The sequence below is a fragment of the Citrobacter sp. Cb028 genome (genome assembly GCF_030336705.1).
Classification (GTDB): domain Bacteria; phylum Pseudomonadota; class Gammaproteobacteria; order Enterobacterales; family Enterobacteriaceae; genus Citrobacter; species Citrobacter braakii.
In genome coordinates, this window is record NZ_JAOWCZ010000034.1 from 844,570 (window position 1) to 863,751 (window position 19,182).

At 51.8% G+C, this 19,182-nt stretch carries 17 protein-coding genes, 1 tRNA gene and 5 pseudogenes; 10 read left to right on the forward strand and 13 right to left on the reverse strand.

The genetic code is table 11. The annotated features are described in order from the left end of the window. Positions 1 to 76: 76 nt before the first annotated feature. Positions 77 to 2,131, forward strand: coding sequence for a DNA helicase IV (helD, locus tag OGV75_RS13620; protein WP_047359367.1), 2,055 nt, complete (start codon positions 77 to 79; stop codon positions 2,129 to 2,131). A gap of 32 nt (positions 2,132 to 2,163) precedes the next feature. Here the strand turns inward: helD and mgsA are convergent, their stop codons facing one another. Both mgsA and csgI read right to left on the reverse strand, forming a co-directional pair. After that, on the reverse strand, positions 2,164 to 2,622 hold the full coding sequence (gene mgsA / locus OGV75_RS13625; RefSeq protein ID WP_016152487.1) for a methylglyoxal synthase: 459 nt from the start codon (positions 2,620 to 2,622) through the stop codon (positions 2,164 to 2,166). Positions 2,623 to 2,715: 93 nt separating this feature from the next. Then, entirely contained in the window at positions 2,716 to 3,378 is a 663-nt protein-coding gene (gene csgI, locus OGV75_RS13630; protein WP_019076417.1) for a curli synthesis inhibitor, read from the reverse strand. A gap of 171 nt (positions 3,379 to 3,549) precedes the next feature. Here csgI and OGV75_RS13635 point away from each other — a divergent pair, with 171 nt between their 5' ends. After that, positions 3,550 to 3,963: a CoA-binding protein gene (locus tag OGV75_RS13635; protein ID WP_016152489.1), complete on the forward strand. Its 414-nt coding sequence runs from the start codon at positions 3,550 to 3,552 to the stop codon at positions 3,961 to 3,963. A gap of 67 nt (positions 3,964 to 4,030) precedes the next feature. Here OGV75_RS13635 and hspQ read toward each other — a convergent pair whose 3' ends face one another. Beyond that, positions 4,031 to 4,348 carry a heat shock protein HspQ gene (gene hspQ, locus OGV75_RS13640; protein WP_016152490.1) on the reverse strand — a complete coding sequence of 106 codons (318 nt, stop codon included), beginning with the start codon at positions 4,346 to 4,348 and terminating at the stop codon, positions 4,031 to 4,033. 57 nt (positions 4,349 to 4,405) lie between these two features. After that, on the reverse strand, positions 4,406 to 5,617 hold the full coding sequence (gene rlmI, locus OGV75_RS13645) for a 23S rRNA (cytosine(1962)-C(5))-methyltransferase RlmI (RefSeq protein WP_049283229.1): 1,212 nt from the start codon (positions 5,615 to 5,617) through the stop codon (positions 4,406 to 4,408). A gap of 113 nt (positions 5,618 to 5,730) precedes the next feature. On the opposite strand from rlmI, the pseudogene OGV75_RS13650 reads away from it, so the two are divergent. After that, a pseudogene (locus tag OGV75_RS13650) lies at positions 5,731 to 5,877 on the forward strand (AraC family transcriptional regulator); the annotation flags it as partial. Positions 5,878 to 5,911: 34 nt separating this feature from the next. Beyond that, positions 5,912 to 6,193 carry an acylphosphatase gene (gene yccX, locus OGV75_RS13655; protein WP_016152492.1) on the forward strand — a complete coding sequence of 94 codons (282 nt, stop codon included), beginning with the start codon at positions 5,912 to 5,914 and terminating at the stop codon, positions 6,191 to 6,193. Here yccX and tusE read toward each other — a convergent pair. The 6 genes from tusE to OGV75_RS13685 form a co-directional block, all read right to left on the reverse strand. Then, positions 6,190 to 6,519 (reverse strand): sulfurtransferase TusE, encoded by a 330-nt coding sequence (tusE, locus tag OGV75_RS13660; RefSeq protein ID WP_016152493.1) that lies wholly within the window; start codon positions 6,517 to 6,519, stop codon positions 6,190 to 6,192. The genes yccX and tusE overlap by 4 nt on opposite strands. A gap of 69 nt (positions 6,520 to 6,588) precedes the next feature. Then, entirely contained in the window at positions 6,589 to 7,140 is a 552-nt protein-coding gene (locus tag OGV75_RS13665) for a LuxR C-terminal-related transcriptional regulator (RefSeq protein ID WP_181546179.1), read from the reverse strand. A gap of 10 nt (positions 7,141 to 7,150) precedes the next feature. Next, a complete protein-coding gene (locus OGV75_RS13670) occupies positions 7,151 to 8,308 on the reverse strand; it encodes a CblD like pilus biogenesis initiator family protein (protein WP_080858513.1) in 1,158 nt (385 codons plus the stop codon). Position 8,309: 1 nt separating this feature from the next. Beyond that, positions 8,310 to 11,027, reverse strand: a complete 2,718-nt coding sequence (locus OGV75_RS13675) for a TcfC E-set like domain-containing protein (RefSeq protein ID WP_286480802.1) — start codon at positions 11,025 to 11,027, stop codon at positions 8,310 to 8,312. Positions 11,028 to 11,099: 72 nt separating this feature from the next. Continuing rightward, positions 11,100 to 11,606: a CS1 type fimbrial major subunit gene (locus tag OGV75_RS13680; protein WP_016152497.1), complete on the reverse strand. Its 507-nt coding sequence runs from the start codon at positions 11,604 to 11,606 to the stop codon at positions 11,100 to 11,102. 74 nt (positions 11,607 to 11,680) lie between these two features. Then, complete coding sequence (locus tag OGV75_RS13685) at positions 11,681 to 12,424, reverse strand: fimbrial protein (protein WP_047359363.1); 744 nt, start codon at positions 12,422 to 12,424, stop codon at positions 11,681 to 11,683. A gap of 308 nt (positions 12,425 to 12,732) precedes the next feature. Here OGV75_RS13685 and OGV75_RS13690 point away from each other — a divergent pair, with 308 nt between their 5' ends. After that, positions 12,733 to 13,488 carry a winged helix-turn-helix domain-containing protein gene (locus tag OGV75_RS13690; RefSeq protein WP_286480803.1) on the forward strand — a complete coding sequence of 252 codons (756 nt, stop codon included), beginning with the start codon at positions 12,733 to 12,735 and terminating at the stop codon, positions 13,486 to 13,488. Next, the gene (locus OGV75_RS13695) at positions 13,485 to 13,961 is read left to right on the forward strand and encodes a hypothetical protein (protein ID WP_019076424.1); all 477 of its coding nucleotides are present in this window, start codon (positions 13,485 to 13,487) and stop codon (positions 13,959 to 13,961) included. Before OGV75_RS13690 ends, OGV75_RS13695 begins: the two co-directional genes overlap by 4 nt. Positions 13,962 to 14,017: 56 nt before the next feature. On the opposite strand, the gene yccA is transcribed toward OGV75_RS13695, so the two are convergent. Beyond that, positions 14,018 to 14,677, reverse strand: coding sequence for an FtsH protease modulator YccA (gene yccA, locus OGV75_RS13700; protein WP_016152501.1), 660 nt, complete (start codon positions 14,675 to 14,677; stop codon positions 14,018 to 14,020). A gap of 270 nt (positions 14,678 to 14,947) precedes the next feature. Between yccA and OGV75_RS13705 the strand changes: the two genes are divergently transcribed. Continuing rightward, positions 14,948 to 16,576, forward strand: a complete 1,629-nt coding sequence (locus tag OGV75_RS13705; RefSeq protein ID WP_131348256.1) for an ABC transporter substrate-binding protein — start codon at positions 14,948 to 14,950, stop codon at positions 16,574 to 16,576. A 142-nt stretch (positions 16,577 to 16,718) separates the two neighbouring features. After that, positions 16,719 to 16,806, forward strand: a tRNA-Ser gene (locus tag OGV75_RS13710). Positions 16,807 to 16,939: 133 nt separating this feature from the next. Here the strand turns inward: OGV75_RS13710 and OGV75_RS13715 are convergent. Then, positions 16,940 to 17,401: pseudogene (locus OGV75_RS13715) on the reverse strand (DUF4942 domain-containing protein); the annotation flags it as partial. Here OGV75_RS13715 and OGV75_RS13720 point away from each other — a divergent pair. Continuing rightward, positions 17,390 to 17,530, forward strand: a pseudogene (locus OGV75_RS13720) (glycosyltransferase); the annotation flags it as partial. The pseudogenes OGV75_RS13715 and OGV75_RS13720 sit on opposite strands and share 12 nt — an antisense overlap. Next, positions 17,529 to 18,536: pseudogene (locus tag OGV75_RS13725) on the forward strand (GIY-YIG nuclease family protein); the annotation flags it as partial. The pseudogenes OGV75_RS13720 and OGV75_RS13725, both read left to right, overlap by 2 nt. An 81-nt stretch (positions 18,537 to 18,617) precedes the next feature. On the opposite strand, the pseudogene OGV75_RS13730 reads toward OGV75_RS13725, so the two are convergent. Further along, positions 18,618 to 19,053: pseudogene (locus OGV75_RS13730) on the reverse strand (tyrosine-type recombinase/integrase); the annotation flags it as partial. Between the last annotated feature and the right edge of the window lie 129 nt (positions 19,054 to 19,182).

Genomic DNA, 19,182 nt, shown 5'->3' on the forward strand with positions numbered 1-19,182 from the left:
TTTTTGGGCTGGAGCACGTTTTCTCTGGCGGTTACACTGATAAGCAAACCTCTTCGTGTGGATCCGCTTGAGTCTTATGGAACTGAAAGCAACTTCTCTTGGAAAACGTCTGGCACAACACCCTTACGATCGGGCCGTTATTCTCAATGCCGGGATTAAGGTTTCCGGCGATCGTCACGAGTATCTTATTCCCTTCAATCAGTTACTGGCTATTCATTGTAAACGCGGCCTGGTATGGGGTGAGCTGGAGTTTGTGCTCCCGGATGATAAGGTGGTTCGTCTTCACGGCACAGAATGGGCTGAAACCCAGCGCTTCCATCACCATTTGAATTCGCTCTGGCAGCAGTGGAGTCAGGAAATGAGCGACGTCGCTGCGGGAGTTTTACAGCAGCAGTTGGAGGCGATCGCCACCCGCACCAGTGAGAATAAATGGCTGACGCGCGAGCAGACGTCAGGGCTACAGCAGCAGATCCGCCGCGCCTTTGCCGCATTGCCGCTCCCGATCAACCGGCTGGAAGAATTTGAAAATTGCCGTGAGGCGTTACGTCAATGCCAGGCATGGTTGAAGGACATTGAAGCTTGTCGCTTGCAGCACAACCAGGCGTATACCGATGCCATGCTGGAAGAACATGCCGATTTTTTCCAGCAAATTGAGTCCTCGCCGCTGAATCCGGCCCAGGCGCGGGCGGTGGTGAACGGCGAACAATCATTACTGGTTCTTGCGGGGGCCGGAAGCGGCAAAACATCCGTATTGGTCGCCCGTGCGGGCTGGCTACTTGCGCGAGGGGAAGCGGCGGCGGAACAAATCCTGCTGCTGGCGTTTGGACGCAAAGCGGCCCAGGAGATGGACGATCGCATCCGTGAACGTCTGCATACGGAAGAGATCACTGCGAGGACGTTTCATTCACTGGCGTTGCACATTATTTCGCAGGGGAGCAAAAAAGTCCCGACGGTTAGCAAGCTGGAAAATGATGTTGCCGCGCGTAGCAAACTTTTTATCACGACCTGGCGTCAACAGTGCAGTGAGAAAAAGGCACAGGCCAAAGGCTGGCGGCAATGGTTAGAAGAAGAGATGCAGTGGTCTGTACCCGAAGGTAACTTCTGGGATGACGAAAAATTACAGCGCCGGCTGGCTTCCCGGCTGGATCGTTGGGTTAGCCTGATGCGTATGCATGGCGGAGCGCAGGCGGAGATGATCGCCAATGCTCCGGAGGAGATTCGCGATCTGTTCAGTAAACGCATTAAGCTGATGTCTCCCCTGCTCAAGGCCTGGAAGGGCGCCCTGAAGGATGAGAATGCCGTCGATTTTTCCGGGCTGATTCATCAGGCCATTGTCATTCTGGAAAAAGGCCGGTTTATCAGTCCGTGGAAACACATTCTGGTCGACGAATTTCAGGACATTTCTCCTCAGCGTGCCGCCCTGTTAGCCGCACTGCGCAAGCAAAACTCACAGACTACGCTGTTCGCCGTAGGGGATGACTGGCAGGCAATTTACCGGTTTAGCGGAGCACAGCTTTCGTTGACCACCGCATTCCAGCAAAACTTCGGTGAGGGCGACCGTTGTAATCTGGATACGACTTACCGTTTTAATAGCCGCATTGGTGAAGTCGCAAACCAGTTTATCCAGCAAAACCCTCATCAGCTTACGAAACCGCTCAACAGTCTGATGGCAGGCGATAAAAAAGCCGTCACGTTGCTCGATGAAAGCCAGCTGGATCTGCTGCTGGATAAGCTGTCGGGATTTGTGAAGGCAGAAGAGAGAATTCTGGTGCTGGCGCGATACCATCATCTGAAACCTGCCAGTCTGGAGAAAGCAGCTACCCGTTGGCCTAAGCTACAGCTGGATTTCATGACTATCCATGCCAGTAAGGGACAGCAGGCAGATTACGTTATTGTTGTGGGGCTTCATGATGGGAATGACGGTTTTCCCGCCCCGGCCCGCGAGTCGATTATGGAAGAGGCGTTGCTTCCGGCGGTGGAGGATTTCCCGGATGCTGAAGAGAGACGCTTGCTGTATGTGGCTCTAACGCGTGCACGGCATCGGGTATGGCTGCTGTTTAATAAAGAAACACCGTCGTGCTTTGTGGATGAGCTTAAACAACTGGATGTTCCGGTAGCAAGAAAACCCTGAATAGCAGGCGGCAATTGCCGCCTGCCCTGCGTTTATTTGAGGCGCTCTGCCAGATAGCGGGCGTAATCTGGGATCAAGATGTCCGTTGCATCGTTGAAGTTTGGCGACTGGATAATAAAATCGGCGGTCGACACGTTGGTGGCAACCGGAATGTTCCATACCGTCGCCAGACGCAGCAGGGCTTTGACATCAGGATCGTGAGGTACGGCGTTCAGCGGATCCCAGAAGAAAATCAGCACATCAATTTTCCCTTCTGAAATCAGCGCACCCACCTGCTGGTCACCCCCCATCGGACCGCTCAGCATGGCGTTGACGTCCATTCCCGTTGCGCGTTGGATTAAGTTTCCCGTTGTTCCTGTGGCGTACAGAACGTGCTTTTCCAGCAACGGCTGGTGGCGTTCCACCCAGCTCATCAACATCTTTTTACAGTGATCGTGTGCAACCAGCGCAATATGCTTACGCGCTGGCAATGTGCGAGTTGTTAATTCCATAGTACAGCTCCCAAGTTAACCTGGTTACAGAGTACTGGAAGCTCTTGACGCTGCAAGAGAAAGACAAAAAAAATGCGTATGCGAACATAAATGTCATGAAGGAGGCTGTTTCTGAGCCCATTGCAAAAAGTTACTTCGCGTTTGTGCGTCTGCCTGTTGGTACCAATATTTTAAGCGCTGTTCGGTTAGCGTTTGCGACTGAGGCGGCACGCGATCCAGTTCAGATACCCCGGAAAGCAGCGAGCTGTCATCGGCCATCATCGTAGCAAACTGCGGTAATGACGCATGTTTAGCCGCTTTGTTATAGCGTTCAGTTTCCATTTCATAATTCACTATTTTCGCTGTGGATGTGATTGACAGAATATCCAGCTTGACGGGGATAGGCATGGAGTCCCCATCCAGCAATTCCACACGTGGAACGTCATCAAAATGCGCTGTATCCCGCTCATTGTTCAGACGCGGGAGGTGGAAATTAACCTGGCTGACGAGTTGCGTATCAAAGCTGATGACCAGCGGAGGCGAAATATACAGACGTTCTTCGTGGCTGGACAAGCGAATGGTTTTTTCTACGCGAAATACGAGCTGGTGGCGACCATTTTCCAGCTCGATACTGTCGGCGCCACGCAGTAATGAGCTGGAAACTTTTTTTCCGTCCAGCACCAAAAGGTCAATATCATTAGACAGGCGTAATGAGGTAGCAAAAACGGTTACCGGCAAACACAGGGCAATTAAGGCTGTCACAATGCCGGCTTTCATAGGTTTCTCCTGTCCAGAAAATAGCTGCAAACATGTATCTAAATTTTTCGATAATCACGTTTACTAACATATAGACATATTTTTGAGTTTAGCTCTCATACGCCAGTATGGGATGAATGGTTGCGGGGGCAGGTTTGTCGTACACTTTGTTAAACAGCCTGGAGGAAAACGATGAAAGAGACCGATATTGCTGGCATTTTGACATCTACCCGCACGATTGCACTGGTTGGCGCAAGCGATAAACCCGATCGCCCAAGCTATCGCGTGATGAAGTATTTACTCGACCAGGGCTATCACGTTATTCCCGTTTCACCGAAGGTTGCCGGAAAAATGCTGCTGGGGCAGCAGGGCTATGCAACGCTGGCGGATGTGCCAGAGAAAGTGGATATGGTCGATGTCTTCCGTAATTCTGAAGCGGCGTGGGGCGTCGCTCAGGAGGCTATCGCCATCGGCGCGAAGACGCTATGGATGCAGCTTGGCGTAATTAACGAGCAGGCGGCCGTGCTGGCGCGTGATGCGGGGCTGACGGTGGTGATGGATCGTTGCCCGGCGATTGAGATCCCGCGACTGGGACTGGCGAAGTAAAGTTTGACTGTCGCCGGATGAAACGCACAGGCCCGATAAGCGAAGCGCCATCGGGCCTGTGTTAGTATCAATTACGCAGGCGCGGAGCCTGAAGCTGTTTACGGATTGTGCGCGCCAGTTCATCCATTGACGGTTGCTCCGGATGTTCTTCCTGTAGCTCGCTACTCAGTTGTGCTTCGGCCAGATACGTATGCACTGGCAGACCATTATCGTCTTCCATCACCACGTGATACCAGGGAGCGGCGCGAAGTTCGCTGTTAACCGCCAACTCATCGGCTGACGGCTCATCAAGCGAATATTCCGGGTCGATATCCACGACCACTCCGAGGTAACCTAACAGGGAATGGCGGACCTGCTGGCCGATACCGAATTTGCTGGCAATCATAGTCACCTCCCGGGAAATAGATACCCTCTATGTAAGGGTAATATTCCACTTTTCAAGTTACATGATGCGACAGGCAAACCCTTTCAGATACAGCCCTTCCGGGTAGGTAGCGATCACCGGATGATCGGCGGCCTGACGGAACTGCTCTATAAATTGTACATCACGACCAGCATCTATTGCGGCATCAGCGATGATTTTCTGAAATAAATCGGTCGTCATCAGCCCGGAGCAGGAAAATGTTAGCAGTACGCCGCCTGGGTTCAGCAACTGAATAGCCAGCATATTGATGTCCTTATAACCGCGGCAGGCGCCCATCAACTGGCTTTTGTTTTCGACAAATTTCGGCGGATCCATCACGATGACATCAAATTTCTCACCGCGATCGCGATAGGCGCGCAGCAGTTTGAACACATCATCTCGCACGAACTCGGCTTTACTCAGATCCAGCTTGTTCAGTTCCACGTTCTGGCGGGCAATATCGAGTGCTTCCTGAGAGGTGTCGACGCTGACCACCTGACGGCATCCGCCCATTAATGCTGAGACCGCAAAGCCGCCGGTATAGGAGAAACAGTTCAGGACACGCTGGTTTTCCACATAACGACGCGTCGCCAGGCGGCTATCGCGTTGATCGAGGTAATAGCCGGTTTTGTGACCGTGCTGAATATCAACCAGCAGCTTCATCCCGTGTTCTTCGATAGGCAGCAGAGCAGGCGGCAGTTCGCCCGTGACGGGCCCTTGGGTCAGCGCCATACCTTCTTTTTTACGCACGGCCACATCGCTACGGTCATAAATAGCGCAGTCCGGGAAAACAATTTGCAGAGCACTAATCAGCGCGGCGCGTTGGTATTCAGCACCCGCGCTGAGCAACTGTAATACCAGGAAGTTGCCGAAGCGGTCAATAGTGACACCTGGCAGGCCGTCGGATTCTCCGGCGATCAGACGGTAGCTGTCCAGACCGTCCTTTTTCGCCAGCCAGTCACGCCATGTCAGCGCCTTCTGCAGACGACGGGTAAAGAAATCAATGTCGATGGATTCAGACTTATCGAAGGTCCAGACGCGCGCACGGATCTGCGACGCCGGAGAGAACGCACCGCGCGCTATCCATTTCCCCTGGTGGTCAACGATATCAACGGTTTCACCGAGGTTGGCTTTACCTTCCATACGTGCGACAGCACCGGAAAATACCCACGGATGGCGGCGAAGTAATGATTTTTCGCGCCCCTTGGCTAACACTAAACGAGGATAATGTGGAATTGTAGATTCAGTCATGCGGAGCAACCTCTCACAAACAGTGACGCGGGTTGGATGAAAGTACCAACCTGAAACCATTAAAATAAAATGGCGCGTAGAGTAGCACAGATGATGAGGTCAATCATCAGCGTCTGGCGCTACTGCATGATGGTATGGCGGGACCTCTGCTTATCGAGCGACGGTTTAATCTCACTGAACAGGTGCGACAACTTATTCTGTTATCCCCTGCTAATCTATGGACAGATCAGGAGATTGCCGATCATCTGTCCATCGGTACCTGTTCTTTCATTTATGTTGATAAGGAGAACCGCAATGTCGAAAGTCTGCATCATCGCCTGGGTCTATGGCCGGGTTCAGGGGGTAGGATTTCGCTACACCACCCAGCATGAAGCGCAACGGCTGGGGTTGACCGGCTATGCGAAGAATATGGATGACGGCAGCGTAGAAGTTGTCGCCTGTGGTGAAAGCGAGCGGGTGGAACAACTGATGAAGTGGTTGAAAGCCGGGGGACCGCGCAGCGCCAGGGTTGATCGGGTTCTCAGCGAACCGCACCGCCCTGGCGACGAGCTAAAGGGATTTAGTATCCGCTATTAAATACATTTCACCGGTTTCGGCAGGCCGGCAATTTTAGTTGCCTGCTTAGCTGGGCCTTTCGGAAACAGGCGATAGAGATAACGGCTGTTGCCTTTTTCTTCGCCAAACTTGTTGGCCATCGCTTTTACCAGCATGCGGATAGCGGGGGAGGTATTAAACTCCAGATAAAACTCGCGAACGAAACGCACCACTTCCCAGTGTTCGGGGGAGAGAACGATACCTTCGTTTTCGGCGATTTTCTCCGCCAGCGGCTCGCTCCATTGTGTGGTGTCTTTCAGATAGCCTTCGCTATCGGTCTCAATTTCATGGCCTGCAAAAATGAACATAGTGCTCTGTCGATAAAGTAAAAACCGCCCTTAGTTTAGCAAATAAGGGGCGGTGTGAGAAACCTCGACCTACAGAAGTAGCTGTAGCAGATTGTTGGCATTAAGCTTCTTCAGCGCGTTGCATTTATACGTCGAAACCTGTTTTTCGCTAATCTGCGTCATATGCGCAACATGTTTTACCGATTGACCGTTAACCAGCCTGTCGAGAACATTGAACTCCATGCCAGTCAGGCAGCAATTCAGACTGCGTACCCGACGGGGCTCTTTAGCAAGCAGATACGCCGCATCCACGACGGCAATTCTGTCATCAATGATATGTAAGGTCAGCGTGGCAAAACGCTTTCGTAAATGCGTGGCCAGTGCCCAGCCTTTTTCATTGCACACCAGATAAACCGTTCCCTCCCAGCGCCTGGCCTCCAGTTGAAGCAGAATGTCGACCAGCGCCAGATGCGTCCTCGCGACGGAAAAGCGGCAACGCATAACGAGGGTGTCGCAGGCTAACAGCGAACGGTGCCACTGTAACGCGCCGCTCTCAACTTGAGTGTGAGCGTTACGGCGCAGAAGGGCGTAGCGCAACCCTTCGGCATAAAAACGATTATTATCAAGAATGACGTAATTCACGGCGGCCTCTTTATAACGTACTGGGTGTGTAGATGATGCGTAGCGTGCCGGTGTAATCCCCGGCGTTTTTACTGCTGGCTGCAAACGCAGGGGTTTTCAAAACAATAGGGGCTGGTACGCACAGTACGCTCTCACGTCCGCCGGGCAGGACGACCTGACGCAGATGCTGCGGATCGTTGGTGCCTTGCCAGACTAGGGTTTTACCGTTGGCGACGGTTTCGGTTGCGCCCGTGACAGGATTAGTGACGAAGACCTGATAGTCGAGACGATCCCGCGCATCGGTCTGACTTCCGCCGCGTCGCCGGATTGAAAATGCCTCTTCAGCACGGTCCGTTGAGGGGAGTCCGTCGTCCTCAAACCGAAGATAAGTGCGGGTGCTGGTACTGTTTTTGCCGTCGTACAGGCACATATCCAGCGTGTTTTCACCCTGGATTTCACTGCCACCCGGCCGCCCCGGGAAGTTGGTCAGGTTGAGGTTAACGATAGGCGTTGAGTGCGGAAATGCCGGCAGATAAATCTGCTGATTACCCGGATCGACAACCTCAATGCGCATCGTGGCCTGCCAGCTAGCAATGGCGCGATAGCCTGGACATCCGGTATTGGGGTCAGCGAAGTTCCCGCCGCAGTTGCCACTATCCCATTGACGCAGGTTCTGCCTCAGCGTTGCGGTCCAGATACCCGGCAGAGCGAGCTTTTCCAGTTCGCTTTTCACGATATAGAAATCGAAGTAGGGTTCTCTGGTCCAGTTTGCAACAATCTCTGTCCCTCCCGTGATAAAACTGGGATAGGTAAAGACTTTATTATTGAAAAACATGTAGTGGTCGCCATAGACCTTAAGATCCACCGTTTTGCTGGTAAGGGCATGCGTAAAACGTAAATTGATGGCATAAGGTGTCCCCGGGTTCGCCGTGAACCAGGCCGGGGCGGTCATGCAGGCGCCAACTGTGGAGTCGGTACGGGACAGACACGTCAGAGTATTACGTCCCCACTTTTGCGGATCGGCGACATCATAGCCGCTCGGTTCATGAACCCAGATATCAAAGCGCGCGGGGGGGGCCATGCGATCGAAGCTGATATCGACGCTGGTGTTTCTTCCGGCAGGGGCCGCTGCCTGAGTCTGACCCGCCCACAGGCTTAAAAAAAGTAAAATAATTAAGTGCTTGTTCACATCATTTCCCTTTTGTGACGTTGTCTGCATTCATGGCAGTTGGACCCGTTGGTACCGATCGTCCGGCGAGCATCAGCTGTGCCTGTTGCTGGACAGTATCCGGCAGGGCAGAGAAGGTTAATTCCCGGCAAGGGATCGACCCGACGTAACGCACGACGTCGCGCATAGTCTTTACATTCAGCTCGCACTGATAAAACTGCTGCTGACGCACCAGGTAGAGGTTATGCAGCAGAGCGTCGCTTTGAGCGCTAAACCCGCCGTTGCCAAGGTCGCTCCAGCCGTTAACGTTCAGTGGCACGCCGCCGATAAACGGCGAATGTTGCTCGTCAGTTAACTGGCCGAGCCAGGTGTAGCTTGCCGTGGTTTGCACGTCCCGGCGGAGCAGTTTGCCTGGCACCATAAACAACGTTCTGCTGCCTGAACCTTGTGTGATTTCACTGCTGGCACCCCGCGAGACATCCAGCGATTCGTTAATCGTCAACGTAGTCTGCTGATAGCCCGGCACGGCGAAGAGGGCGCGGCTATTGCCTGGAATGTCTGCACTGCCGCCGTTATCCAGCGACACGGCAATACTCGGATCCTGGGAATCTTCCGGTGTGGCAACGTTAACCGCGATGGCTGAAGCAGGACGTCCGTCGCTCCAGCGGCCCAGCCACAGACCAGAGCGCGACAGCGCAAGCGTGGAGTTGTAATTGCCGCTGCTGCTCAGGGTATGGCGCCGATCCTGACGATCCCAGGCATCGCTGACTGTCAGGCTCCCGTTGCCATATCGTCCGCCCTGGCGCGTGTAGGCAGAGGTATTGAGTGAATCGCTGTTAATACCTGATGCGCTCAGTCCATACTCATTTTCACCACGTGCGTCGGCATACCAGTTGTGCGCCACGTTATAGCTCAGCTGGTTTTTATCATGCTGCTGGTGCTGCCATGTCGCGCCCAGAGAGGTATAGCTTGTCGCATTGCCCTGACGGTTATGCGCCATTGACAGGCTCACGCTCAGGTAGCCGCCTTTATCCCTGCCTTCGCGCGAGTCATCGTTACGCATGAAAAGGTTAATGCTGCTGTTGATGTTCAGACCGCGTGTGCTGAAAGCCGTACTCAAGCCACCCTGCCAGGCCCGCGTGCGTGAGCGTGTCATATAAACCGACTCCCAGGGCAAGCCTGCATCGTGGCGATCGTCACTGTCCGGGAGTTCCCGACGAGAAACGTACCGTCCTTCGTTGCGGTTATCCGAATATCCCAGGCTGGCGTACCAGGTGCCGACAGGGACGGAGAACATCACCGACAGGCTTCGGTAACAGCCATTTACGGCGTCATATCCCGCGCTTCGGGTATTGCAGTTTTCCGCTGATAACGCGTTGCGATAGAAGCTCAGTGAAAAGCCGTCGTTATAGCTGATTTGCTGAATATTGCCGCGTTGTCCTTCGCTGCCGTAAAGGTAGCTAAACCGGGTCGAGAGTACGCCATCGATCGGACCCGCATTGAAACCACGACTCCAGTCGAGAGCATTTTCCAGAAAACGTTGGTTTTTCTTTATCGCTGCGCCACTGGTGAGTGCCAGCGTTGGAGTGACAGGCAGGCGGACACCCGCCTGAGCGACCGCGCTACGTTCATCGTTTTGATTGTTATTGTCTGTTTCGCCCGCCTGCAGGAACCACTCGACGCGGTCAAACGGCGTAATACCGGTGCGGGTAAACGGTATCTGCTCGGTACGTGTCAGCCGGTTATTTTCATAGACGGACAGCGTCACGGTATAGCTCCCGTCGGGGAACGATCGCGTGTCCAGGGTCTGAGCCCCGGCATTGAGATAGAAACTGGCCAGCAGCTGATTGCCCCGGCGGGCGTCAATACGCGCATCATGGGAAAGCAGCACGGTGATGGGGGTACCCTTTGACTGCTGAACCGGATTGATCCATGCCCTTGTCGAGCCTGTGCGCAGGCCGCGAATTTTGCCCAGCGGCAGTTGGCTGAGGTTGATATTCCCACCAGCATTACTGAACAGATCGCGGGTATCCATCTCGCCTAATTGAATATAGTACTGACGCCAGATATCCTGGCGAAACCAGGCATTGTTGACGGTTATTTCTTGTTGCTGCTGGTGCCTTGAACGCTGCCCCAGCCAGGTCCAGTCGAGATTAAAGTAGCCGTCCTGCGTCATGGCCAGCGCGCCATTGCCCTGAACAGTGGCTGACTGGTAATCCCTGTCGGCAACAAAATTGATATTTTGTTGATGGATCAACGCATTCTCAGTGCCCTGCGTAGGCTGATACCACTGGTTTTCTGTGGTCTGTTTAGGCAGAAATTTCTTGTCCAAAAACAGGCTAATGCGCGCGTTATTCTCATCATAGATAATGGCCGCACGATGGGTATCAATGTAATCACATCCCGTTACGGAGCCATTGCTGCTGCACGCCAGGTTGCCGTTACGGGCAAGTGGAACGGCGAGAGCTGCAGACACGGTGGCAACGAGGGCAGGAGCGTCATTAAACTGACGTTTGATAGCCGCGACCACGGTTTCGGGTGCGACAAAACTTACCGATTCAAGTGTGATATCCGTTTCAAAAAGGCCAAGCGATTCGCCATAGAGGTTAACCTCTATCCACAGACGCTGCGTTTTCGCCAGATCTTCGAAACCTGCCGGGACGGCCATCTCGGCGCAGGCGAGTTGGATGGATGCGGGTAATAAAGCAACTAAGAGGAGAGTATTTCTGTGAAACGCCATGACCAAGCCTCGACATCATCCTGACGTCAGAGGGTGGGCACCCTCTGACGTTATCCCTTATGTACTGTGGTGTTACGCACCGCCTTCCGTGGTCGTCGCCTGCGTCAGCATCAGGCTGACAACGCCGCTGTACTGACCGGTTTTCAGAATGCCTTTGGTGGTCTGAGAAATGGTCAGTGGCAGTACCGCTGAACCGTTTTCAATGCTGCCTGGGAACAGTTCAGTTCCGGTAAATTCGGCATCGGTGGTAGACAGTGTTTTATCACCCAGAATCACCGTCATCGGTACAGTCTCGTCGCCATCCATATTGGTGAGCTTAGCTGCGCTAACGAGGCGCACTTTGACATTGCTGGTGGCGGAGTTAGACCACACCTTGGTGTTCAGACGGTAGCTTTCCAGCCCACGACCTGGCAGGTACTGCATGTCGATGCTGGCCGGCAGTGGCGTGTTATCGGCCTGAGTCATATCCAACTGTGAGTCAACGCTGGCGTTGACGGTAATATCTTTTTGAATCGCCAGCGCGCTAAAGGACGAGGCCATCGCGGCAACAATCATCAGAGGTTTAATATAGTTACGCATTGATATCTCCATATTTACAAATGAGCACCTTGGCTCTTTAAACAAACTACGTGGGTTATTACTGTGCCGTCGTGTTATTGCACGACGGGTAAATCAGCTTCTTCAGCGGTTTTATTCACCCAGTTGAAGTAGCGGAACTTATATTTCTGACCCTGTTTCATAGTGAGCGTTTTTAATTTCCGTTCAGTGTCCGGATAAATCGTCGCGTCTTCTTTTATCCATTTACACGATGAAACAGCATCACAAATACCAATCTCTCTGAGCGGCACACGCAATGTGCCGTTGTTTTTTAACGTTCCCCGGCGAGGGTCAATCGACAGTGAAATTACGTTTTCTTCTGGAGCAATGTGGACCAGTGCGCCCCAGATCACATTGACACCTAATGTCGCCATTGCTGCAGGGGTTTCTGCCTTGCCTGGAATAATGCTGTCAGGTTGTTTTACCCCTTCAAAATAGACACGCCAGGTGGTCTCTTTTTTCGGAGGTATAAGCGATACCAGACGAACAACGCGCATCGCTCCTGCAGCCAGAGCAAATTTCTCGGGCGTAACCACCACGCCACCTTCTTTCCACGAAGCGACGTCAATTTCTTTTTCCTGGGCTGTTCCGGGATTAAGAATTTTCTTTTGCCTCACCCGAATGAACTGAATATCATCCGTTTTTGAAGCCACCTTAATTTGCGCCGCACCGGATCTGTCTACATTCAGCTCCATGGGATACACGCTCATATTGGCCATTGTCATTTCTGAGAAAAATGGCAATGACAGCGCGGCGACATAAAAGGCGGTTGTCATGCTCACTCTTTTTTTCTGTTTCACAATCAGTCTGCCTGCTCTGAGTTTAAAGGCGGCGCGTTAACACCAGGACACCGTCTGCTTTCGTATCGCTTCAGGGCAGGGAAACTTTAACCAGAACAGCGATTTGTGAAAATTTGTATTAGTTAACTCGTTATATACAGTTTTTTATCCTGCTTTTCTGGCTTTAAGGTTGTATAGTTAAGCGAAAATACCGCGGCCAAGGATGGGAGGAAAATTCCTTCTGATGAAAAAATAAGCAGGTCAGGGGGCGGTTTTCATATCGACGTACCAGGGAATAAAAAGCATGCGGTAACAGCCGAGAATAAAAGATGTTTTTTATATGCAATAATTCGTTGTTATTTGATCCTGAAGCACATGCAATAAGTCTTGTTGGACAACCCGAGTCTGTATTAACACTTTCGGCGCCAGCCGTTCGTCTTTTACAGGAATTCATTAAACACCGAGGACGCGACTTAAGCCGGGAGGAATTGATCGCTCGCGTGTGGGAAGAATTTGGCTTTACGCCATCAGGAAATAATCTCAATAAAGCGGTAAGCGAACTGCGTAAAAGCTTCCAGTCTCTGGGAGAGGGGCACGAATTGATCGTCACTGTCCCGCGCTATGGTTTCCGTTTTGATGCTGATGTGATTTTTCAGCCTGGAGAGAAAATTCAAGCCGTTGATCCGCAACCCCCCTCAGCGCAACAAGACGTTCTGCCCCGGCGAGTATCCCTGAAAAAGTGGTTCAGAATAGGGGCATTGATTGCTGTGCCGTTGGGAGCGATCTTTTACATTAGCCGCCCGCAGGAGATAACTGTTCCGGCGAAATTAAAGCCGGTCCAGGAAAAAATCGCGCGTTGTAGTATTTGGGTTATCGAAGATCATGGACGGCCGTTAGTGCTATCAAAATTAGCTGAGCGACTGGAGGCCAATGACGTGGCTTGCGAGCGCGAGGAGTATGCTATTTATTTTTTCAGCGCCCGTTTTTCGCTTGCAACTGCTGATGAACTGTTTATCGGGGCCTGCCCGGTCAATAAAACACGTCTGTGCAAGACCATTCGCTATAAAAACGGGGCTGGAAAATGAAAATAAGGCTTCTTTTTGGACTGGGCGGAGCCCTGGTCGGCGGCGCGCTGGCGCTGTTTTACTATTGCGGCGCGACGGGAAAAAGCGATGTGCTGGCCTGCAGCACTGAATTTAACTTTACGCGCAATGAAGGGAAAGCAAGTGAAGTGAAGGTAAATGCCCTTGCTCAGTTCTATTTTCATCGGGACGGTACAGGGTTGACCACCTATAAAGGTGCGGCAAGAGCTGGCGGGCAAAATTTTATCGTTGACAGGGATGTAGACTTTACGTGGGAGCAGCGGGACGATGACAACGTCATTGTATTGACCTACACCAAAACCTGGCTTCGCCACAATGACAATACGCCGAATGCCCAATGGGGGAGTTTCGCCTATCCGACCTCACGCTACTACCTGACGATCTCTGAACTTTCACCTGCTGTGTGGCTTATTCAGGACCGGCGCTATCCTACCTATATCTGCCGGGGTCAATAAGGTATAAAAAAAGAGAATGCCATTGGCATTCTCTTTTTTCGTATCAGTGATGCTGCTTAATCGCGGCTGGCGAAGCCCAAAATGCTCAGCAGGCTGACGAAGATGTTGTACAGCGAAACGTACAGGCTGACGGTGGCACGGATATAGTTGGTTTCACCGCCACGGATGATATTACTGGTTTCAAACAGGATTGCGCCTGAAGAAATCAGAATAAACACCGCGCTGATCGCCAGATGTAAAGCCGGCAACTGCAGGAAGATATTCGCAACCATACCAATCAGCACCACCACGATCCCTGCCATCAGCATACCGCCGAGGAAGGACATGTCTTTCCGCGTGGTCAGCACGTAGGCTGAGCAGCTGAAGAAGACCAGCGCCGTACCGCCCAAAGCCATGGCGATAACATCACCCATGCCCGCAGACAGGTATGTGTTCAGGATCGGTCCCAGAATGTAGCCCAGGAAGCCGGTGAAAGCGAAAGCTGACAGAATACCAACCGGTTTATCCGCCGTTTTATAGGTCAGGAACATCAGACCATACATACCCACCAGCGTCAGGATAAGCCCCGGAGAGGGCAACATCAGTACGGTACTGGCAGTCGCAGTGAGCGCCGAAAATGCCAGCGTCAGGCTGAGCAGGAAATAGGTATTGCGCAGCACCTTATGCGTGCTGAGTAGCGATGTACGATCGCGTGAAGAACTAATAATACGATCCATGAGTCACTCTCTTATGACAGATGTAATTAATGATGGAGGATAATGAAATCAAGGGGAATGACACAGCGGTTTTACCCATCTTTACGCATTTTAACCCGCCAGGCTTAAGCATATTATTTCAACAAAAGCTCCCGAATCAGATGTTAGCACTATATGTGTAAAAATGCCTGTTAGATATCTGCCAGGTAACTGAAAAATATTGCGTTATTCCTGTTTCTCTCTGACAGTGACAGCGGTGTCTACATAAAACAGAGCAATAAGGTAAAGGGAATGATTCAACATAAATCGAAGATATTGACGTTTACGCTGTTGACTGTCTGTTTGATGTCTATCAACGGCGCGGCGATGGCGGCAAATGTTCCCGCAGGAACAATTCTTGCAGAAAAACAGGAACTGGTCAGAAACAATGGCAGTGAGCCAGCGTCGCTGGATCCGCATAAAGTCGAAAGCAACGTTGAATTTAATTTAATCAGCGATATGTTCGACGGACTGGTGGCGGTTAAGTCGGATGGGTCTATCGAACCCCGGCTTGCCGCGTCCTGGGAGAACAAAGACAACACCGTCTGGACCTTTCATTTACGTCCGGGCATAACCTGGTCAGATGGGTCTGCCATTACCGCACAGGATGTCGTCTGGAGCTGGCAGCGTCTGGTCTCACCGCAAACAGCTTCACCTTATTCCTCGTATCTGGGCAATATGCACGTAGCAAACGCCCTCGATATTGCCCAAGGGAAAAAAGATCCTGCCGATATCGGGGTCAAAGCCCTGGATGATAGCACGCTGGAAATTACCCTGACGCAGCCAACGGCGGCGTTTCTGGCGATGCTGGCGCACCCGTCACTGGTTCCGCTGGATAAAGTGCTGATCGGCCGTTTTGGTGATAAGTGGACCCGGCCAGAACATTTTGTCTGCAGCGGGGCGTACAAGTTATCGCAGTGGGTCGTCAATGAGCGCATCGTTGCCGTGCGTAACCTGCATTATTGGGACGATCGGCACACCGTCATTGATAAGGTCACTTATTTGCCCATCAGTTCAGAGTCCGCAGACGTTAACCGCTATAAGGCCGGCGAAATCGACATTGTGTATAGCGTCCCGGTCAATCAGTTCGCGCAGTTGAAAAAGACGATGGGCGATGAACTCCATGTCTCACCTCAGCTTTCAACCTATTACTATCAGTTCAATACGACTCGAGCGCCGTTTAATGACCCGCGCGTGCGCCGGGCGCTGAATATGGCGTTAGATAAAGACATCATCGCACAAAAGGTGATGGGGCAGGGACAACGCGCGGCGTGGGTTATCAGCCAGCCGGAAATAGGGGGAGTGCAACTGCATGCGCCGGAATATGCGGCGTGGCCGCTCGAAAAACGCATTGCCGAAGCTAAGAAACTGCTGGCTGAAGCTGGTTTTGGCCCTGAGCATCCGCTTAGCCTAAATCTGCTCTATAACACCTTCGAAACGCACCAGCGTATTGCCATTGCCGCATCGTCAATGTGGAAGAAAAACCTCGGCGTTGAAGCCAAGCTGCAAAATCAGGAATGGAAAACCATGCTGGATACCATGCACACCGGTAATTTTGACGTCGTGCGCTACGCATGGATCGCCGATTATGATGATGCCTCAAGTTTCCTCAATATTTTCCGTACCGGCGATAGCGAGAATACCACCAGGTACAGCAATCCCGCTTTTGATGACGCGATGCGCAATGCGGCGAAAGCAACTTCGCTGGAGGAGCGAGGCAAATACTACCAGCAGGCTGAAGACCTTTTAGGAGAGGATGTGCCAGCGATTCCGGTTTACCACTATGTCCGCACGCATCTTGTGAAGCCGTGGGTGGGAGGATTTGCGCCAGATAACCGGGGAAATTACTACACCAAAGATATGTTCATCAAAAAACATTAAGCGCTGTAGCCAGTATTTGTGCTGAATAAACGGTCAATCTGTTGTTATTTCAGTCGATTAACAATATTTTGGCTGTTTTTCAGGCAAACGAACGCATTGATGCTTTACAGGTCCGTTCGGGATGTTTATAGTGCGCCTCATTGGAAGCGTGGCCGAGCGGTTGAAGGCACCGGTCTTGAAAACCGGCGACCCGAAAGGGTTCTAGAGTTCGAATCTCTACGCTTCCGCCAAATACGAAACCCAAGTCGTTATGCGACTTGGGTTTTTTCTTTTCTGCCAGTTTCCAGTATGCCATCCAGTATGCCATTACCGTCTGGCTTGCGCTGGCTCAGTTGAGCAGGCATTGGACAGGTCACACCCCTTTCATCTTGCCGCCAGAGCTCCCGGATAGTGCCGGGCGATAATGTCGTTCAGCTTATCAACCAGTTCTGCTCGTCTGAACGTAATATGAGCCGTCCCCTTCTGAAAGTATTTGATTGAAAACATCTCGTCTTCGTAACGGTTGCTGTGCTGGTTTTCATGGATATGGTCGCTCAGCCGACGGGTAACGTCAGCGCGATTGTCGGGGACAGGCTGACCATCCATAAGCATCAGCATCCGCTCAAGATCAGCTAACCGAGCGCACTGCCGGCCCCAGTTAAGCCCAAATCCTCACCGGTCAAATTTGACCAGCCCCGTCACGATGATCTTCTTCCCAAATTTACATGGGCTATTGGTCTTAAAATCCCACGATAAGCCTTTGAACACATTTATCACACCGCGCTCAAACACCTCGCCTTTATTCAGATGTAGTTGCTCAAACGTGCTCAGGATATTCTCAGCGCTATCACCGATGAGCGACTGGTCCTTATCCATCAGGAAAATCAGGGGTTGTATGCCGCGCGTAACGCCGCACTGGCGATTCACAGTGGCGAATGGGTGGTGTTCCTGGATGCCGATGATCGGATAGCCGAAACAGGCCGCGTCGGACCTGGCCCAGAAAGAGAAAGCCTTTGACGAAACCGTCAGTACTGAAGTGGCTCGCGGCCTGTATCAGGAAAAGAAACAGCTTTCCGGTCAGTGGGATGACTTTCACAATGCCAGAAATAAAGCCTCCCGGGCACTGCAGCGTATTGTGGACTCCGCGTATAAATTCAAAGTCAAAACACTGCTTTCCGGCACTACGGTGAATAACTGGCAAAGCAAGTACGACCAGCTCAGAAAAGAGAGAGACGCTTATGCTGCTATAAGCGAGAAAATCACCTTTCTGGAACTTGAAGATAATGCCGGCTGGGAAAGCGTAAAACAGCAGTTTCTGGATAAGGTGGCCCTGCTGGAAAAAGCGCAGGAAGAAAAAGAATATCAGGCAGATCTCAAGCGTCAGATGCGGGAAGAAAAACAGCGTCAGGACGAACTGGAGAAGCAGCAGCGCGAAGCGGAAGAGGAGGAGCAACGCCTTGCTGAGCAGCAGCGCTTACTGGGGGAGGCTCTGCTCGCTGCTGAAGGTGCTCACCGGGAAGAGCTGGAACGACAGCGTCTGGAGCTGGAGCAAAAAATCCAGGACGTGCATCAGCAGTATGAGCGCGCCAAATCCATGGCCCAGCTCACGAAGCAGGGCCATGTGTATGTGATTTCTAATATCGGCTCCTTCGGTGAAAACGTTTTTAAAATTGGTATGACCCGACGGCTGGAGCCTATGGAGCGCGTGAAAGAGTTAAGTGGCGCAGCCGTGCCGTTTGATTTTGACGTCCACGCCATGATTTCCTGCGATGACGCTCCTACGCTTGAAAAGACACTGCATGACCATCTGGAAAGCTACCGGATTAACCGCATCAACCTGCGTAAGGAGTTCTTCCGGGTCGAGCTCAGCAGAATTATCGATGAGGTGGAGCGTCACCACGGGCTGGTTGAATATATTGCTGACCCTGTGGCGCTACAGTATCTGCAGAGTCTCGAATATGCAGAAAGCGAAGCCGCATAAACAATGACTTTCAATAGCTCCTTATACGTCAAATGGACAACGGGTCATGAATGACATCTCCCCACGGTAAAATAAAAAACGGTATCCGTGCTCACTGCACCAATCACGAAAACTCGAACAAATCCATGTGCTGTTGCAACCCGGCCAGGAACATCGCTTTTAGCTTTGACTCTGCGAAGAAAAGCTGTCAGTACCATATCTGATAAAACGATCTGTTTACGTGGAGAAGGGAAAACGAGCTCTTTATGCAGGCCCCACATATTTTCAATTATCGCCATTGCCTGTTTTGACAGTGGTACACGGTGCATCTGACTGGCTTTCATTTTTTCTGCAGAATAGTCCAGACAGCATTTTTAAAGTTAACTTCAGACCATTTCATGGCTAGAGCTTCCCCTGAACGACAAGCCGTGAGTATGACAATACTCAGCAACGCTTTGCTGACATTGTAAGGTTCACCATGCTGGATGTGGGTTGCCAGAAAAAGAGGGTTACTCTTCCATGGCATAGCTGGCTGATGGACCCATTTTTGCTTATAAGGAAAATTTGAAACCTGTTGCTGTGAGAGTTAGTGCTGTTACGTTGCCTGAAATTGGCAAAGGAATGGAATTACCGGGCAACTATCAGACTCACCACTTCAGCCCTAGCG

What these genes read in the sequence shown, in the direction of transcription:
- OGV75_RS13695 (WP_019076424.1), top strand. Translation starts at nt 13,485, where the DNA reads ATGAAAATAAGGCTTCTTTTTGGACTGGGCGGAGCCCTGGTCGGCGGC.
- hspQ (WP_016152490.1), bottom strand. Translation starts at nt 4,348, where the DNA reads ATGATTGCCAGCAAATTCGGTATCGGCCAGCAGGTCCGCCATTCCCTG.
- csgI (WP_019076417.1), bottom strand. Translation starts at nt 3,378, where the DNA reads ATGAAAGCCGGCATTGTGACAGCCTTAATTGCCCTGTGTTTGCCGGTA.
- OGV75_RS13705 (WP_131348256.1), top strand. Translation starts at nt 14,948, where the DNA reads ATGATTCAACATAAATCGAAGATATTGACGTTTACGCTGTTGACTGTC.
- mgsA (WP_016152487.1), bottom strand. Translation starts at nt 2,622, where the DNA reads ATGGAATTAACAACTCGCACATTGCCAGCGCGTAAGCATATTGCGCTG.
- OGV75_RS13675 (WP_286480802.1), bottom strand. Translation starts at nt 11,027, where the DNA reads ATGGCGTTTCACAGAAATACTCTCCTCTTAGTTGCTTTATTACCCGCA.
- helD (WP_047359367.1), top strand. Translation starts at nt 77, where the DNA reads ATGGAACTGAAAGCAACTTCTCTTGGAAAACGTCTGGCACAACACCCT.
- OGV75_RS13635 (WP_016152489.1), top strand. Translation starts at nt 3,550, where the DNA reads ATGAAAGAGACCGATATTGCTGGCATTTTGACATCTACCCGCACGATT.
- yccA (WP_016152501.1), bottom strand. Translation starts at nt 14,677, where the DNA reads ATGGATCGTATTATTAGTTCTTCACGCGATCGTACATCGCTACTCAGC.
- OGV75_RS13680 (WP_016152497.1), bottom strand. Translation starts at nt 11,606, where the DNA reads ATGCGTAACTATATTAAACCTCTGATGATTGTTGCCGCGATGGCCTCG.
- rlmI (WP_049283229.1), bottom strand. Translation starts at nt 5,617, where the DNA reads ATGACTGAATCTACAATTCCACATTATCCTCGTTTAGTGTTAGCCAAG.
- yccX (WP_016152492.1), top strand. Translation starts at nt 5,912, where the DNA reads ATGTCGAAAGTCTGCATCATCGCCTGGGTCTATGGCCGGGTTCAGGGG.
- OGV75_RS13690 (WP_286480803.1), top strand. Translation starts at nt 12,733, where the DNA reads ATGTTTTTTATATGCAATAATTCGTTGTTATTTGATCCTGAAGCACAT.
- tusE (WP_016152493.1), bottom strand. Translation starts at nt 6,519, where the DNA reads ATGTTCATTTTTGCAGGCCATGAAATTGAGACCGATAGCGAAGGCTAT.